Source organism: Fibrisoma montanum (assembly GCF_003583365.1).
Taxonomy (GTDB): Bacteria; Bacteroidota; Bacteroidia; order Cytophagales; family Spirosomataceae; genus Fibrisoma; species Fibrisoma montanum.
On the sequence record NZ_QXED01000003.1, the window covers coordinates 876,367 to 891,673 of the forward strand.

Below are 15,307 nucleotides of genomic sequence, written 5' to 3' on the forward strand. Positions count from 1 at the left end.
ACCATGCTCCTTCTGTTCGTCATCGTCTGTGTCATCAGCTTCATCGGGTCGCTGCACCCCGGCACGGTCAACCTGGCCGTGCTGCAAACGACCCTCAGCCAGAACCGACGTGCGGGTCTGTGGCTGGCGCTGGGGGGTAGTCTGCCCGAGATCGGGTATAGTGCGCTGGCGGCTGGCGGGCTGATGCTCATTCCGGTGGATTCCGGCTGGGCAACGGTGCTGACCATCGCCCCCATTCCGGTACTGCTGGGGGCGGGTATCGCGGCTTTCCGCCAGAAACCGGTTTCGCTGACAGGTCAGCCCGTCAACGGCCCCCTGCTTCCGTTCTGGAAAGGAATGGCTCTGGGCGGCACGAACCCTCAGCTCCTGCCCTTCTGGTCGGCGGTGTGGCTCTACCTGAGCCAGGCCACCATCGGCCAATCCATGCTGGTTCCGGCCGGGCGGGCAGCTAGCCATCTGGTGTTTTCGCTGGCTACGGCCGTGGGTGCCTTTGGTTTGCTGGTCGGGATCGTGTGGCTGGCCGACCGGCAGCGGTACCGCGTTTTGGATTATCTGGGTGGCCCGTGGATCAACCGCCTGTCGGGGAGTCTGTTTATCGGCATGGCGTTGTGGCAGGCGGTTCGGTTAGTCTAACGGTTTACGGTCGTCGGCGTTCGGGATTCGGTCTGTTCAGGCGTTCAACTTGATCTGTAACCAACCCCCGAATGCTGAAAGCCAAACGTCTACATCATGCAACCTTCAACGCCCTGGTGGCTTCAACTTCTACGCTGGCGTATGATCTGGCTCGTTCTTATCCTGCTGGTTGTCTTTCTGCCCCAATGCGTTTCGGTGCGGATGTCCGACAAAAAAGTGAAGGCTTACTTCGCCGACCGGCCGGTTAAACCCACGTTCGGATTTTACGATGTGCCTTCGCCGGATGGTGTCCGGACGATTCATTACGCCCGCATCCATACACCCGCAGCGAACGCCGATACACTCCCGACGGTCCTGTTCATTCATGGGTCGCCGGGGGCCTGGGACGCCTTCATCGGTTTTTTCGCCGACTCGTCGCTGTACGGCCGGGCGCAGTTGATCTCGGTCGACCGGCCGGGCTTCGGCAAATCGGATCTGGGTGAGCCCGAACGCTCGCTGGAAGCACAGGCCGCCGATCTGGCTCCGCTGCTTCGCCTGGGTCACGCCAACCGTAAACCCATTCTGGTCGGCCACTCGCTGGGTGGCCCCGTGGCAGCCCGGCTGGCGATGGATTACCCCGATGAAGTAGGCGGTCTGGTTCTGGTAGCCCCCTCCATTGACCCGGACCTGGAGAAATTTGAATGGTATCGGCACGTCGGAAATGTTTTCCCGTTCCGGCAGTGGCTGCCTGCTGAACTCGACGTGAGCAATCAGGAAATCTTACCGCTTAAGGGTGAACTGCAGCGGATGATGCCCCTGTGGCGTAGCATCCGCGTGCCGGTAACGGTGATTCAGGGCGACGCTGACCCGCTGGTTTCACCCGATAACGCCCCTTTTGCAAAACGAATGCTCGTCAGCGCCCCCGTTCTGATTCAGATGGTTCCAAAAATGAATCATTTTATCCCCTGGAGCCGCCCGGACCTGATCCGCGATGCAATTCTTCATCAACTCAATCAACCCCTACCTGCCGATTCGGCACAACCTGATTTATCAACCAAATAATACGCAACTCCCATGAAATCAATCACCATTCGACTTACGGTTCTGTTTCTTTTCACCATCACAGCCGCTTTTGCGCAGAAGTCGCCCGTATTTGCGCCCGACGGCAAAGCCATTCGCGGATACGATCCGGTAGCTTACTTCACCGAGGGTAAACCGGTAGCCGGTGATCCGCAGTTTTCGTACAGCTACGAGGGTGCCGACTGGCAATTTGCCAGTGCCAAAAACCGTGACGCCTTCAAAGCGGACCCCGAAAAGTACGCCCCCCAGTACGGAGGTTACTGTGCGTTCGGTACGTCACGCGGCTACAAAGCCCCAACCCAGCCCGATGCCTGGACAATCAACAACGGCAAACTGTACCTCAACTACAACACCAAAGTACGTACCGAATGGGCTAAAGATCAGGCCGGCTACATCAAAAAAGCGGACGCCAACTGGCCGACAATCAAGGATAAGGATAAAGAACCGAAGTAAGCAGACACACCAGGTTATGGTATGTGGTTCCCGGCCGGTCGGCCACTACATACCATAAACCTCCAACCCTACCAACGCTATGCGCCGATTTCTAACCATCATTCTCCTGCTTCTGCCAACGCTATTGCTTGCCGGTGGCCCCTGGATTCGGGGGTACCGCAAGGGATTTGTCCAGTTTGGCTACTCAGGTCTGTACTACAACGCCGTGTTTGGTCCGAGCGGCTCCGAACTGCCCGTTTACCGCAACCTCAGCGACGTTACGCTTCAGGTGTATGCCGAGTATGGTATCGCCAGAAACTGGGAACTGCGGGCCGTGCTGCCCTACAAACTGCTGAGGTCCGAACGGAGCACGAACCTCAGCGCCAACCCGACCCCGGCCGGTACGCTGACGGGCATCGGCAACATCGGCCTGGGTCTGAAACGGGCCCTGCTGAACGGCCCGGTGAAACTCAGCGTGGGCGTCGATGCGCTGGCCAATACGTTCGCCAACAACGACCGGCTGGGGTTACGAACCGGCTACGAAGGCTGGACGGTCATGCCCTACCTGTCGGTTGGCTCCGGAGGGAGCCGTACTTACTATTATGCCGAAGCCGGTTATGGCTTCATGACGCAGAACTACAGCAACTTCCTGAAACTGAACGGCGAACTGGGCTACCGACTGCATCCGCGTCTGTGGGTAGCCGGTACGCTCGACTTCCGGTTACCCGCCAGAAACGGTCCATTCTTCAACACCGAAGCGTATCAGTTCACGGGCACGTACCTGAACGACCAGCTATTTCTGGGAGCCGGCCTGAAGGCAGCCTACGACCTCGTTCCCGACCGGCTGGGGCTTACGGCCAGCGTCATTGGAGCGCTGGCGGGCGAAAACGTACCGTTCTCGCGGTCGTACAACGCCGGTATTTTCATCAAATGGTAATACGCATCAACATAAACCAACCTACGTATGAAATCGCTGTTTCCCCTTACCTTCGTCCTCGCTGTAGGGCTACTGACCGGTTGTACGACAACCACCGAAGAAATCATTGATCCCACTCCCCCGACAACCGGCACAACGCCGGTCTCGGGCACCACGTCAGTTGGCACAACGCCGGGATCAATGACCGGCACGACCGGCCAGCCGACTCTTTTCCAGGGCGTGTTCATGAGTAATGTCCACCCAACCAGCGGCACCGTACAGGTATCCGAAAGCAACGGCAAACGAACGCTCGTGTTCACCAACTTCCGAACCGACGGCGGCCCTGACCTGCGCATTTACCTAGCCGAAAACACCGCCCTGCGTAACTTCATCGAAGTAGCCAGACTGAACAGCACGACGGGAAATTTCTCGGTCGAACTTCCGGCTACGGCCGACCCATCCCGGCAGCGATTCGTGCTGATCTGGTGCAAGGCATTTTCGGTCCTGTTTGGTAACGCAGAACTTAAATAACCCGCCCGGGCAGCATTCATGACGACACATTCGACGTTTATCGGTGGCAATCACGGCCCCTGGAAGGTAACCCACATGCACACCGTGGCCGGGGAGTCGCTTGACTGGGCATCTCACCTCCGGATCGATTTGGATTCCACTCCCGGGCGCGACGCAGGCGTATGGGCCCTGACAGGCGTCGCCAGCAACCTGCGCTACACCGAACGAACCGAAAAAGAAGCCCTGACGGCCATCCAGGCTGGCCTTGGCCGTCCCGAAGCCATCTGCGCAGCCCTGATTCCCATCCGCAAGACAGAAGCCTGGTGGGCTTTATCTCAGGACGAACGGCGGCATTTGTTCGAAGATCAGTCGCATCATATCCAGACGGGACTGGCTTATCTGCCCGCCATAGCCCGGAAACTGTATCATTGCCGGGACCTTGGCGGGCCGTTCGACTTCCTGACCTGGTTTGAATACGCACCGGCTCACGCTGTTCAGTTTGAAGCCCTTGTGAACGCCTTACGTCAAACCCGGGAATGGAGCTACATCAGCCGCGAAATTGACATTCGGCTGGTGCGGGCGTCATAGGGCCCATACCCAAATGAACGTATCCCATGCACAACAATACGAACCTTGCCACTACTGGTCGGGATGCTCCGGCCAATACACCGACGATTCGGCCGGCCGTACCCGACGACGTACCGGCCCTGAAAGCCCTGATCGACGCCGTTGAGCTGTTTCCGTCGGAGATGCTCGACGCGATGATGGCCGACTATTTCGACAAGGGACCGGACAGCGACCACTACTGGCTCACCGACGATGACGAAGGCCCGGTCGGTGTTGCCTACTACGCTCCGGAACGACTGACCGAGGGAACGTGGAACCTGTACCTGATCGCGATTCACCCCGACCGTCAGGGTCAGGGCCGGGGAGCCGCTTTGTTACGTTACGTGGAAGATACCCTGGCCGCCCGGGGTGAGCGGATTTTGCTGGTAGAAACGTCGGGAATCCCCGAGTTTGACTACCAGCGGGCCTTTTACCGCAAGTGCGGCTACGACGAAGAAGCCCGCATCCGGGATTTCTACAAAGCCGGCGACGATAAAGTTATTTTCAGAAAGGCGCTTTCCGCTTCCTGACGCTCTGGAATGATTCGTTCAGTACGTTATCTGCACAGCGCGATCTGCGCCTGCACGTCGGCCAGTAAGGTCGTCGTTTCAACCGGCCCATCAACATACAGAATCAACCAGTTGTCGGCCTGTTCGAGCCGACCCGTTACCCGAACTCCGCGCCCTACGGCCTCCAGGAGTTGGGTATTGATCCGCTCGCCGTTCGGACCGACGAGAACATAGCCGTTTGCGTGCCCCCGGCCGTTCTGAACCCAGAGCAAAGGCGGTATCCCCCCCGCGATGCAGCGAATGGCGCAGGAGCGGTGTGGGCGGCCATCGCCGGGCTTCATGACACCCAGAAAACACTTGGGGTCGGTGATTTCACCCTGCAACGTTACGTGGCCAAGCGGTCGGAGAACCGGCCTGGCGGGTGGTATAGCGGGGTTTGCTACGGTCTGTAGGGCAGCCGCTTCTTCGGTCAGTTCAAGCGCAGTATGGCCCTGGTAACGAATCAGAGTGCCCCGGATGCGGATCGACTTGCTGGTAAGCGCCCCATACCGGTCTTCCCATTGGCGGATGGTTTGTTCCGCACCGTGCTTGCCGTACCCAATCAGCAGCACCCGCTCAAAACGTGGCGCACCCGCTGAGGTTTTGTTCGTCGGCACACGCAAAAACGGAACCGGTTCGCGAATCAGCCGGCCTTCAAGCGTAGTCAGCTGACCGTACTCGAAAACTGCTTCCGAAAACCCACGTTGCGCCCAGACCAGCAATCCAGCCATCAGCGGCACGAGAATCGCCAACGTAATAACCACCCAACGCAGGGCCCTGGCAAACGAAGCAGGCGCCTTGTCCTGCCAGCCAACGTAGAAATCAGGGTCAGTTTTCATCGCTCAGAGTGGTCGGGTTGAGGAGCGCCGGGGCCAGCGGTGTTCCGGGTGGATGCGGCTGCGGATTAACCCAGACCGTAGTGCCAACGCACCGCACAGCGTAGGTTTCAATTCTTTCCGTAAAGGGCGGGGGCGACTGGCCGTTTTGGGGCAGGTACTGGTAGCCGTGCCACGGACACGTAATGCAGCCGTCGATAATCCTGCCTTCGCCCAGTGGCCCGTTCTGGTGGCGACACAGATTACTTACCGCCGATAGCTTGCCGTCGTAGCGAAACAGGGCAATGTTCTGTCCGTTGATGAGCATGGTTTTCGCCCGGTTCTCTGCAATATCGGCTACGTCGCAGACCTGAACAAAGCCGTCTGCTGGCGGGGCCGCAGGGTGTAGCTCGTGCCGATTCCCGATAAAAGCGGCTGCGAGGTGCAATCCCGTTACGGTCAGTATGCCCACAGCCATCAACCCAGCATACACGGGCGACGTTTCCTGTTGCAGTATGCCCAGAGCAACGTGCATGACAATCAGCGCGTAGGCCAGATAAACCCCCATGTGCAGCATTTTCCAGACGCGGGGGCTCAGGTTTTTGAGCCAGAAATCGTGGCTCGTCGCGGCCATCACAAACAGAATCAGCAGGGCTACAAAACCCAGCGGCTGAAACGGGAATTGCGAAAAACTAGCGTATTGCCGCTCGGACGCGAACAGCGAAACCAGCGGATCGACATCGCCCCGTGTATGAAACTGCAAAATACTAAACCCGCCGTGCACAGCCGCCACGACAAACATACTGACGCCCAGGTGCCGACGGTTGTAGAGCAGGGGTAAAAACCGCCGGTCGAGCCGACAGAGCGGCCCAATCATCAGGATGACGTGCAGCATCAGAAACGCCAGTGTACTGGTAGCCCGGATGATAATGGTTTCGGTCGTGACCTGTGGAAACAGGACGGCCTGCAGCGTGCAGAAGATGACCAGATAAACAACTGCTAACCCGGCAATGGTCAGATCGTACAGGCGCTTTTGACGGTTCCAGAGAACAGAACTATAATGCTCGGCCATGCAGGATCGCGAGTAGCAGATAGACGAATGAGACGAAACAATTACTGCCTGAAAATAAAGACTTTGCGGCTCTGTAACAACTGATTATCCGAGAAACCGGCAAAGAAAGACGACAAAAACCGACCACAGTCCAGCATTCGGAAATCTGTTCGTCGGCTAGGCCGTTCCTGTCACCCGAAATGGTGTGAACACCCGGTAGCAGCGGCCATCGTTTTTCAAGGACTGCATACAAATGGCAGACAACCCTTATTTTGCTTTTTGGCCCCGAACTACCCCTGCCTACGTACCGAATCAGCCAGACGAAACATCATCTGGCTGATTCGGCAACAGGAAGCACCGGGTGGATTTACTCCTGTATAGCTGTGTATTTAAGGCGTGACTACAGCAGCCACGGGCTGCGCTATCACCGGACAGTTGATGATCGCATTCGTTGGTTTCAGTCCGGCCACAAACCCGTTGGGTGCTCCTACATTGCCCGCGAAATTGGTAACCAGGCCTTCTTTCACCAACTGTTGAAGCTCTTCCAGACTCCGGATGCGTCGACGTTTACCGGCTGCAATAGCCTGGGGCGTCCACGCGTTGAGGTGCGCGTCCCACATGGGGCTGTAGTTGTTGTTAAACTGCTTGTTGTTTTCCGGGTCCAGCGGAAAAATGTTGATCGGATCGGCCAGGTTTCCATCCAGAATGGTTGAGTTGAGTCCCTGGCGGTTGGGGCTGTTGAAACCCGTTTCGCCGTTCGATACCGGCGAGAAGCCCAGCAGGGCAGATTCATCCGTTGGGTAGCTCTGACCAAAGGCCGGAAGTTGCGCCAGCCGGGGCGTGTACGTTCCCCGTTCGATGGTTGCAGCGCCAACATCGGAAGACTCGGTAACCAGGTGGAAATAGAACTGCGCACCGCCCTGAAACCCGTCCAGTAGCTCAAACACAACGGTTCCCCGGTCGTAGTCGATGCTCACCAGGTGGTCGTGTACGCCGGTGCTGTTGGCTACGATGGGCGCGTTGATAACGGAGCCACTAGGCAGAACCAGCAGGGGCGAGTACTGGGCATCGCCCACAGCACCCGGCTTCGCTACCGCCGGCGGGAACGTGTTGGGGTCTGGCCCCGCCTTAACCTCACGAACCGGGCTAAAGTCAACGTCGCCTTCAAACCGGATCATACCACCTTCAAGCGTCACGTCCTGAGCCCCTTCCGTATCACGGCCGAAGATGAGCTTTGGCGCAAAGTTGACGCCCAGCAGTTTCGCTACGTAAAAGTTGGCCGCTTCGGTGATAATGTAATACGTCGGGTTGCCGCTGGGACCGATGCCTTTGTAAAGCGGCAGGGTAACGGTTTTTGGTGTGCTCTGGAAGTTCACGGCCAGGGCACTGGGAAAAAATACGTTCTGTTCCCGGGTGAACCGGACGGCCTGCCGGGCTCCGGCCAAGCGACCCGTCTGGCGGTCGGCCGTTGCCAGCAGGGTGTTTACTTCTGTCAGGGCGGCATCCTTGTTAAACCCCGCTTTTTCCTGTTTAAGCGCCGGCTGCTGGTCGGTCGTTTCGTGCGTACAGCCCGCCAGCAGTATGCTCACGAGGCAAAGTCCGAATAGGGAAGTTAGTGTTGTCTGCATAACCAGTTTGGTTGTTGACGTATGAATGAAAAGTAGCCTGCTGCCACCCGGCATTGTCTTTCCAGGCAGCAGCAATAACGGCAGTGGATATCGCCAGAACCTCACAGTATTCAATAGTTATAGAAATGTTATACTTGTCGTGGGTGCAATCGAAGCCCCTGCCTGGTCCCGGCTGACCCGTTATGGTACGTCGGTGAACCGGTAGCCTATGCCCCAGGTGGTCAGGATGTACGCAGGCTGCGTATAATCGGGCTCAATTTTGTTTCGCAGGCGATTGATGTGGGCCGTCAGCGTATGTTCGTAGCCGTCGAACTGATACCCCCACACCTGTTTGAGCAGATCGTTGCGTCGGTAGCTTTTGCCCGGATTGGCCGCCAGCAACGCCAGCAGGTCAAACTCTTTAGGAGTCAGGTCAATCCGGTTGCCGCTGATTGTCACAATCCGGGCCGCTACATCGATTCGCATCGGGCCGTGTACAAGCGCCTGCCGGGACGTATGGATCGCGTTGGTGGAGAGACTGCTCCGGCGCAGTACAGACCGTATTCGTGCCATAACCTCAGCAATCCCGAATGGCTGGGTCAGGTAGTCATCGGCTCCGGCTTCCAGTCCTTCCACTTTGTCGGCCTCCCGGGCCGTTGCGGTCAGCATCATAATGGGCATTTGCTGGTCGAACCGGCGAATCTGCCGACAGATTTCCAGACCACTCATGTCAATAGCGTGGCTGTTCAGAATGCACAGATCGACAGGTTGCTCGGCGATCAGTGAAAGGCCAGCCTGTCCGGAGTTGGTGCTGAGGAGGTTAGCTGGCAGCTGGTAGAGGTGAGGGCGGATCGTATTGACAATCCAGGCATCGTTGTCGATAACCAGCACTTTCCTGGGGTGAGGTTTCATAGCGTTAGGGTCGGTTAGAGGAAAAGGATTTACCAGACTGTCCGTTTAAAGCGGTATGAATTGCAGCGTCTTCCGGTGTAAATTATCCAGGATAACGCCCTGCGGATGAGTGTCGGTTAGGCGGATTGGGAACCGGTACAAACCAGGCGCATTAAGTTGCCAACCGGTTGCTACTCCCCTTTTTCCCGACGGCACACCACCGCCAGTGGCACCTCGAACGGCTAGCGTACCCGGATTCCGATCTGCCGCTCAGTTCCATCTGCCAACTGACGCAGGCTGAGTACCAGCCTATCCGTTCTGGCCGGGCGCACAAGAACCGGTAAGGCACCGGGCAGGGGCGGACGAACCGGCTCCTGTTGCTGCGGAGAGCGGTACGCCAGCAGGGCCGCCACAAGGCCAACCGGCAGGGCCAGCACCAGCCAGATGGTGCGATGAGCGCGTCGAAGGGTTGGAGTCATAGCATTAAGTGGTTGAAAGTCAATTATCTGACCGCCACAGCTTCCATAACAGTAGTGGCCACAAAGCGACCGATGCCGGCCACAACAGCAGCCTGAGCATAACGGGCATCTGGTGCGCTTCGGGATCAAGACGGGCGGCTCCCCAACCGGCAAAATACACCCCGAACACCGCGCCAGAAACGAGGTAGCCATAGAAGAGAGTAACAAGCAGTTCGACAGACATTATGATTCGTTTGATGGATGTTCAATGAGGTGTTTACCGGGGCCGTCTTCGGCCCACCACAGCACTTCGTACGTCTGGCAACCGTTGCGCTGCCCCGACAGGTGCATGGCCATCGACCGGCATTCCCCGTAACGCCGGCGGTACTGCCGCCGATACAGCCAGCCGGCCAGCGACATGCCCGCAATCGGCCCGACGAAATAAATCCAGAGGGCCGTCCAGACACCGGCCGACATCGCCGAGCTGACCGTCCGCGCCGGATTGATGCTCATGCCCGAATACGGGGCTTCAACCGTGATGTACACCGCCACGAGTACCCCCACAAAATAGCCCGTGTACGGGGCCAGTCGCCGGGAATTGCTAAGGGCCAGCACCATCGACAGCATCAGGAACGACATGCCGAATTCAAACGCCAGCGCGATCCAGACCCCCGTTTCGCCGGGCACCGTGGCTACGTGGTTCACCGTTGGGTGGGTCATAAAGTACGGGATAAGGTGGTGCAGGAGGGCAATGGCCAGCACTCCACCCACAAACTGGGCGACGATATAGGCCAGCGCATCGGGTAGCGCAATCCGGTTCAGCCGCCACTGGGCAATGGTCACGGCCGGATTCAGGTGCGCCCCCGACAGCTTGCCCCAGCGGGAATAGATCAGACTGATCGCGGTCAGGCCCATAGCGAAGCCAATCAGCGCCCGGCGCAGCAACGGCGAGGGAACAGCCCCCCGAACCGGAAAGGCTGGATGCTCAATCAGGATCACGACAAAGGAAGCCATGAGCATGAACGTACCCAAAGCCCACGCTTCAATCAGGTAAACAGGCCATTTTTTGCGGAGAGTCGGTGCCATGCGTAACCGGTTAACGTAGCGGATAATCGGACAGCAGCTTGATGATTGCGCCCGTTGACCAGGCCTGATGCACCGTTCCGCGGCCCCGTTTCGGGTGCAGCCCGTCGAAAATTTCCGAGATACCGAACAGGCAGTCGTTTTCGTAAAAATGCTGCTTCAGGGTATCCAGTTCGGCATACATCCGACGTTTGGCGGCTTCCGACTGACCATGGATGCGCAGATACGCCTGCCAGTATTCGCCGAGCAGAAACGGCCAGACGGTTCCCTGGTGGTAGGCCGTATCGCGCAGCCAGGGATCACCGCCGTACATGGCCACAAACGCCGGATCCTGGGGCGACAGTGTCCGCAGGCCGAGGGGGGTGTAGAGGTGCTGCTCGACCGTAGTGAGTACCTGCTGCTGCGCGTGGGGATTCAGCAGCGGGAATGGTAAACTCAGGGCGTAGATCTGATTGGGCCGGATGCTGGCATCGGGGGCGCTGCCGGGTTTGACAACGTCGTTCAGATAGCCCTGCTCGTTCCAGAAGTACGGGGAAAAGTTTTCTTCGAATCGCCGAAGCAGCAGGACGTAGAAGTCGGGCTTTTTACGAAGCTGTTTGGCGAAGAAAATGGTAATCTGGAGCGCATTGTACCAGAGCGCGTTGATCTCGACGGGGCAACCGTGCCGGGGCGTCACGACGAAATCGCCGACCCGGGCATCCATCCAGGTCAGTTGTACGTTCCCCTTGCCCCCGTAAAGCAACCCCTCGTCGGTCACGTGGATACCGTAGCGGGTTCCGGCACGGTGGGCGTCGAGAATTGTCAGCAGGTGGTCAAAATGCTGTTCGATAAACGATACGTCGTCGAAGCGCAGGTAGTACTCGTAAAGGGCCACAAACAGCCAGAGCGTTGCATCGATGGTGTTGTATTCGACGGGGTCCTGGTTGTTGTCCGGGAAGCGGTTGGGTAACATCCCATCGTCGAGATACAGGAAAAACGTACTCAGAATCCGCTGGGCCATCTGCTGCTGGCCGAGCGAAATGCACAGACCGCGCAGGGCAATCATCGTGTCGCGGCCCCAATCCGTAAACCAGTGGTAACCCGCGATTATGGTTTCGCTCTGGGACGCCGGAACGCCGGCCGCCGACGTTCCGGTGGTTACTTTCCGTTGCACGATGAACTGATTGGCCGACACGACGAGGTCCTGCAAAAACTGGTCGGACTGCGTACAGCGGAGCGTCTGGATCCGTTTGATTTCCGACGCCCGCAACGCATCGGGTGAACTGGCCAGAAAGCGCTCATCGGTCGAAAACGTAAGAAAACATTCGTCGCCGGGTTCCAGACGCACTTCCACGAAACCCACCGAATAGGCATCTTCCAGGTAGTCAAGCCCCCGCTGCTGCTCTTCGCGGTAGCTGAAGCGGTTGTACCACGCCCGCGACTCGATAAACACCCCGGCCGAAAAAGCGACGTAGAGCGGATCGGCACCAAAGTGCGCGTAAAGTTTCAGCAGGCCCTCCCGTCGTTCGAGGTAATAGTTGAAGTAATCGCTACGGTGGAACAGGCTGTGGTAATCGCGGTGAACGAACAGCGGATTCAGCCGCAGCGTAACGGCCTGATGGCCCATGTTCTGGTACGCAACAACAGTCGTGTTGGCGGTCTGCACCATAAATACCGTTTTGGCAATAGTCTGGCCGCCAACCTGGTAGATCCACCTCGGCAGGGGCAACCGCTCAAACGACACCAGATACCGCCAGCCCTGCGGATGGACCACTTCGACGTACTGGTTGCTCGACAGCTCGGTCGTAGCCTGATCGGTAAAGAGCGTTTCCTCGACCTTCGATACCAGCACCTGCCGGTCGGTGGGTGGGTTCCGGGCCGCCACCAGCAGACCATGGTAGCGCCGGGAGTTGGCCCCGGCCAGTGTGCTGCCGGCATACCCGCCGAGGCCGTTGGTTATCAGCCATTCCCGCTCGGCGAGGTGTTCGAAATTACTGTTCAGAAAGTAGTACATGGCCGATCAGGAGACGACAGGGGCCGGTTGCCGACTGACTGTCTTGATAAAAACCTGATCGATGAGATGCGCTACAACACCCGTCCAGCCGGTCTGGTGCGACGCGCCCACGCCCCGCCCGGTATCCCCGTGAAAATACTCGTAGAACAGCACCAGATCCCGGAAGTGCGGATCGTCGCGGTAAACGGCATCCCAACCGTGGATGGGTCGATTGCCGTCGGCCCCCGGCCGGAACAGACCAACCAGCCGTTCGGTCAGGGCTTCGGCTACCCGCCCGAGCGTCATGAACTGACCACTACCGGTAGGAAACTCGACCTGAAGGGACTGACCATAATACCGGTCATACTGCCGAAGCGCCTGCACCAGCAGGTAGTTCATCGGCATCCAGATCGGTCCGCGCCAGTTGGAGTTTCCGCCGAACGCGCCCGTCGTTGATTCACCGGGATCGTAGCGCAACCCGAACTGCTCGCCATTGATGTCGACCTGATACCCCCGTTCATGGACTCTGGAGATACTCCGAATACCGCCTGGCGCCAGAAATTCGTCTTCGTCGAGCATCGCCTGCAACAGCCGCTGCAACCGCCGGGGTGGAATCAGCGACAGCAGGATCTGATCCGGTTCGGCAGCGTCGACCACCTGATACTTTACAATCTTGGCGCGGTATTCGGCAAACCACCTGAGCCGGAACGTGAAGTCGGGGGCGTTATCAAAATGACTCATGTCTAGCGGCAGCACGGCAAAGAGAGTCGACAACCCCACCAGCGACCGTACTTTGAGGGGAATGTGCCGGCCGTCGGGCAGGGCCAGTACGTCGTAGAAAAATCCTTCGCGCTCATCCCAGGACCCCGACATATCCGGGTCCTGCGTGATGCGGTTGAGGGATTCGGCGATGTACACGAAGTGTTCGAAGAACTTGGTAGCCATATCCTCGTAGGCCGCATCGTGCCGGGTGATCTCCAGCGCAATTTCGAGCATGTTGAGGCAGTACATCCCCATCCAGGCAGTACCATCGGCCTGCACGAGCCGTCCTCCGCCGGGAATGGCCGCGCTTCGGTCGAACACGCCGATGTTGTCCAGCCCCAGAAACCCGCCTTCAAATACATTCTTTCCGTGCGTATCCTTCCGGTTGACCCACCACGTGAAATTGAGACTGAGTTTATGGAAGGCCTTTTTCAGAAAAACGATGTCCGAAACGCCCCGTCTGGCCTTTTCAATCTGATACACCTGCCAGCAGGCCCAGGCATGCACGGGCGGGTTGACGTCGCCAAACGCCCATTCGTAGGCCGGAATCTGGCCGTTGGGGTGCATGTACCACTCCCGCAGAAACAGGAGCAACTGCTGCTTGGCAAAGCCGGGGTCGATCATCGCCAGCGGAACGCAGTGAAACGCCAGGTCCCAGGCCGCGTACCAGGGGTACTCCCATTTGTCGGGCATGGAGATAATGTCTTCGTTGTTGAGCGACTCCCACTGGTGGTTGCGGCCCGTCCGGCGACTGGCGGGTGGTGTCGGCTGCCCCGGATCGCCCGCCAGCCAGCGCGGAATATCGATGTGGTAATACTGCTTCGACCAGAGCATCCCCGCAAAGGCCTGCCGCTGGATGTTGGCCAGTTCAGGATTCGTGTGCGACGCCACAAACTGGCTGTAAAAGCCATCCGACTCCTGCCGGCGCAGGTCGATCAGCTCATCAAACCCGTCGAATGGCTCAGTCACTACGTCTGCACTCAGCCGCAGACAAACCGTCGCGCTGGCGCCACCCGCTATCCGCAGGGCGTACATCGGTGCAAACTTGGTACCGGCCGTTCGCCCGTCCATCCAGTCGAAATCGTGGTTGATTACGGCCCGGTGAAACGCATCCTTCACGAACGGGGATGGGTTAGGAAAGCCGTATACGCGTTCGTTGTTGGTTTCGTTTTCGGTGAAGAGGGTACGCTGGGCGGGCTGGAAATAGAACTGATACGTACCCAGTTCTTCGTGCCTGGCCCGAACGTGCCCCACCGGATCGTGGGCAATCAAGGACAGATTCGGCTTTTCGGCCATCTGACCAAACGACCACAGGTTCCGGAACCAGAGCGTCGGCAGCAGCGTCAGTTCAGCAGGATCAGCCGCCCGGTTGTGGACCGTAATCCGGATCAGTATGTCGTCTTCGGCCGCTTTGGCGTACTCGGTCACTACGTCGAAGTACCGGCTGTCCTGAAACACGCCCGTATCGAGCAGCTCATATTCCGGTTCGTGCCGCCCCCGGCTGCGGTTAGTATGTACCAGGTCGGCATAGGGAAACTCGCGTTGCGGGTACTTGTACAAATGCTTCATGTACGAGTGCGTGGGGGTGCTGTCGAGGTAATAGTACAACTCCTTCACATCTTCACCATGATTGCCTTCGGGGCCGGTCAGACCGAACAGCCGCTCTTTCAGGATGGGGTCGCGACCGTTCCAGAGCGCCAGCGCAAAACACAGCCGCTGCCGGTCGTCGGAGATACCGGCCAGCCCATCTTCACCCCAGCGGTATGCCCTCGACCGGGCGTGATCGTGCGGGAAATAGTCCCAGGCGGTGCCGTGGGGGCTGTAGTCTTCGCGGACGGTACCCCACTGCCGTTCAGACAGGTAGGGGCCCCACTTTCGCCAGGTGAGTCCGGCTTCAATACGTTCTTGTTCAGGGGATGGATTAGTCATACAGTTGGAAGGTTTATACGGCGACCGCCGGGCCG

The 15,307-nt window shown here is 58.4% G+C and carries 16 protein-coding genes; 7 read left to right on the forward strand and 9 right to left on the reverse strand.

The genetic code is table 11. The features are described from left to right. Positions 1-3 precede the first annotated feature (3 nt). The 7 genes from DYU11_RS13650 to DYU11_RS13680 all read left to right on the forward strand — a co-directional run bounded on the left by DYU11_RS13650 (position 4) and on the right by DYU11_RS13680 (position 4,686). Positions 4-633 carry a LysE family translocator gene (locus tag DYU11_RS13650; RefSeq protein ID WP_119668217.1) on the forward strand — a complete coding sequence of 210 codons (630 nt, stop codon included), beginning with the start codon at positions 4-6 and terminating at the stop codon, positions 631-633. Between the two features lie 96 nt (positions 634-729). Continuing rightward, positions 730-1,674 (forward strand): alpha/beta fold hydrolase, encoded by a 945-nt coding sequence (locus DYU11_RS13655; protein ID WP_119668218.1) that lies wholly within the window; start codon positions 730-732, stop codon positions 1,672-1,674. Positions 1,675-1,686: 12 nt separating this feature from the next. Further along, complete coding sequence (locus DYU11_RS13660; protein ID WP_119668219.1) at positions 1,687-2,145, forward strand: YHS domain-containing (seleno)protein; 459 nt, start codon at positions 1,687-1,689, stop codon at positions 2,143-2,145. Positions 2,146-2,224: 79 nt separating this feature from the next. Then, a complete protein-coding gene (locus DYU11_RS13665; protein ID WP_119668220.1) occupies positions 2,225-3,061 on the forward strand; it encodes a hypothetical protein in 837 nt (278 codons plus the stop codon). Between the two features lie 27 nt (positions 3,062-3,088). Then, complete coding sequence (locus DYU11_RS13670; RefSeq protein ID WP_119668221.1) at positions 3,089-3,571, forward strand: DM13 domain-containing protein; 483 nt, start codon at positions 3,089-3,091, stop codon at positions 3,569-3,571. A gap of 18 nt (positions 3,572-3,589) precedes the next feature. Further along, complete coding sequence (locus tag DYU11_RS13675) at positions 3,590-4,138, forward strand: chlorite dismutase family protein (RefSeq protein ID WP_119668222.1); 549 nt, start codon at positions 3,590-3,592, stop codon at positions 4,136-4,138. Positions 4,139-4,164: 26 nt separating this feature from the next. Next, entirely contained in the window at positions 4,165-4,686 is a 522-nt protein-coding gene (locus DYU11_RS13680; protein WP_119668223.1) for a GNAT family N-acetyltransferase, read from the forward strand. 26 nt (positions 4,687-4,712) lie between these two features. Here DYU11_RS13680 and DYU11_RS13685 read toward each other — a convergent pair whose 3' ends face one another. The 9 genes from DYU11_RS13685 to DYU11_RS13725 form a co-directional block, all read right to left on the reverse strand. Continuing rightward, entirely contained in the window at positions 4,713-5,543 is an 831-nt protein-coding gene (locus DYU11_RS13685; RefSeq protein WP_119668224.1) for a hypothetical protein, read from the reverse strand. After that, the gene (locus DYU11_RS13690) at positions 5,533-6,591 is read right to left on the reverse strand and encodes a Rieske 2Fe-2S domain-containing protein (RefSeq protein WP_119668225.1); all 1,059 of its coding nucleotides are present in this window, start codon (positions 6,589-6,591) and stop codon (positions 5,533-5,535) included. Before DYU11_RS13690 ends, DYU11_RS13685 begins: the two co-directional genes overlap by 11 nt. 368 nt (positions 6,592-6,959) lie before the next feature. After that, positions 6,960-8,198 carry a hypothetical protein gene (locus DYU11_RS13695; protein WP_147367937.1) on the reverse strand — a complete coding sequence of 413 codons (1,239 nt, stop codon included), beginning with the start codon at positions 8,196-8,198 and terminating at the stop codon, positions 6,960-6,962. A 180-nt stretch (positions 8,199-8,378) separates the two neighbouring features. Next, complete coding sequence (locus DYU11_RS13700; RefSeq protein ID WP_119668227.1) at positions 8,379-9,089, reverse strand: response regulator transcription factor; 711 nt, start codon at positions 9,087-9,089, stop codon at positions 8,379-8,381. A 221-nt stretch (positions 9,090-9,310) separates the two neighbouring features. Further along, positions 9,311-9,547: a hypothetical protein gene (locus tag DYU11_RS13705; protein WP_119668228.1), complete on the reverse strand. Its 237-nt coding sequence runs from the start codon at positions 9,545-9,547 to the stop codon at positions 9,311-9,313. Between the two features lie 19 nt (positions 9,548-9,566). After that, the gene (locus tag DYU11_RS13710) at positions 9,567-9,770 is read right to left on the reverse strand and encodes a hypothetical protein (protein ID WP_119668229.1); all 204 of its coding nucleotides are present in this window, start codon (positions 9,768-9,770) and stop codon (positions 9,567-9,569) included. Then, positions 9,770-10,612 (reverse strand): MIP/aquaporin family protein, encoded by an 843-nt coding sequence (locus DYU11_RS13715; RefSeq protein ID WP_119668230.1) that lies wholly within the window; start codon positions 10,610-10,612, stop codon positions 9,770-9,772. Before DYU11_RS13715 ends, DYU11_RS13710 begins: the two co-directional genes overlap by 1 nt. 10 nt (positions 10,613-10,622) lie before the next feature. Next, a complete protein-coding gene (locus DYU11_RS13720; RefSeq protein WP_119668231.1) occupies positions 10,623-12,602 on the reverse strand; it encodes an amylo-alpha-1,6-glucosidase in 1,980 nt (659 codons plus the stop codon). A gap of 6 nt (positions 12,603-12,608) precedes the next feature. Then, positions 12,609-15,272: an MGH1-like glycoside hydrolase domain-containing protein gene (locus tag DYU11_RS13725; RefSeq protein ID WP_119668232.1), complete on the reverse strand. Its 2,664-nt coding sequence runs from the start codon at positions 15,270-15,272 to the stop codon at positions 12,609-12,611. Between the last annotated feature and the right edge of the window lie 35 nt (positions 15,273-15,307).

Excerpts from the sequence above, each read along its gene's own strand:
- DYU11_RS13675 (WP_119668222.1), top strand. The coding sequence starts at position 3,590 with ATGACGACACATTCGACGTTTATCGGTGGCAATCACGGCCCCTGGAAG.
- DYU11_RS13690 (WP_119668225.1), bottom strand. The coding sequence starts at position 6,591 with ATGGCCGAGCATTATAGTTCTGTTCTCTGGAACCGTCAAAAGCGCCTG.
- DYU11_RS13715 (WP_119668230.1), bottom strand. The coding sequence starts at position 10,612 with ATGGCACCGACTCTCCGCAAAAAATGGCCTGTTTACCTGATTGAAGCG.
- DYU11_RS13680 (WP_119668223.1), top strand. The coding sequence starts at position 4,165 with ATGCACAACAATACGAACCTTGCCACTACTGGTCGGGATGCTCCGGCC.
- DYU11_RS13700 (WP_119668227.1), bottom strand. The coding sequence starts at position 9,089 with ATGAAACCTCACCCCAGGAAAGTGCTGGTTATCGACAACGATGCCTGG.
- DYU11_RS13650 (WP_119668217.1), top strand. The coding sequence starts at position 4 with ATGCTCCTTCTGTTCGTCATCGTCTGTGTCATCAGCTTCATCGGGTCG.
- DYU11_RS13710 (WP_119668229.1), bottom strand. The coding sequence starts at position 9,770 with ATGTCTGTCGAACTGCTTGTTACTCTCTTCTATGGCTACCTCGTTTCT.
- DYU11_RS13655 (WP_119668218.1), top strand. The coding sequence starts at position 730 with ATGCAACCTTCAACGCCCTGGTGGCTTCAACTTCTACGCTGGCGTATG.
- DYU11_RS13705 (WP_119668228.1), bottom strand. The coding sequence starts at position 9,547 with ATGACTCCAACCCTTCGACGCGCTCATCGCACCATCTGGCTGGTGCTG.
- DYU11_RS13695 (WP_147367937.1), bottom strand. The coding sequence starts at position 8,198 with ATGCAGACAACACTAACTTCCCTATTCGGACTTTGCCTCGTGAGCATA.
- DYU11_RS13685 (WP_119668224.1), bottom strand. The coding sequence starts at position 5,543 with ATGAAAACTGACCCTGATTTCTACGTTGGCTGGCAGGACAAGGCGCCT.
- DYU11_RS13670 (WP_119668221.1), top strand. The coding sequence starts at position 3,089 with ATGAAATCGCTGTTTCCCCTTACCTTCGTCCTCGCTGTAGGGCTACTG.
- DYU11_RS13720 (WP_119668231.1), bottom strand. The coding sequence starts at position 12,602 with ATGTACTACTTTCTGAACAGTAATTTCGAACACCTCGCCGAGCGGGAA.
- DYU11_RS13665 (WP_119668220.1), top strand. The coding sequence starts at position 2,225 with ATGCGCCGATTTCTAACCATCATTCTCCTGCTTCTGCCAACGCTATTG.
- DYU11_RS13725 (WP_119668232.1), bottom strand. The coding sequence starts at position 15,272 with ATGACTAATCCATCCCCTGAACAAGAACGTATTGAAGCCGGACTCACC.
- DYU11_RS13660 (WP_119668219.1), top strand. The coding sequence starts at position 1,687 with ATGAAATCAATCACCATTCGACTTACGGTTCTGTTTCTTTTCACCATC.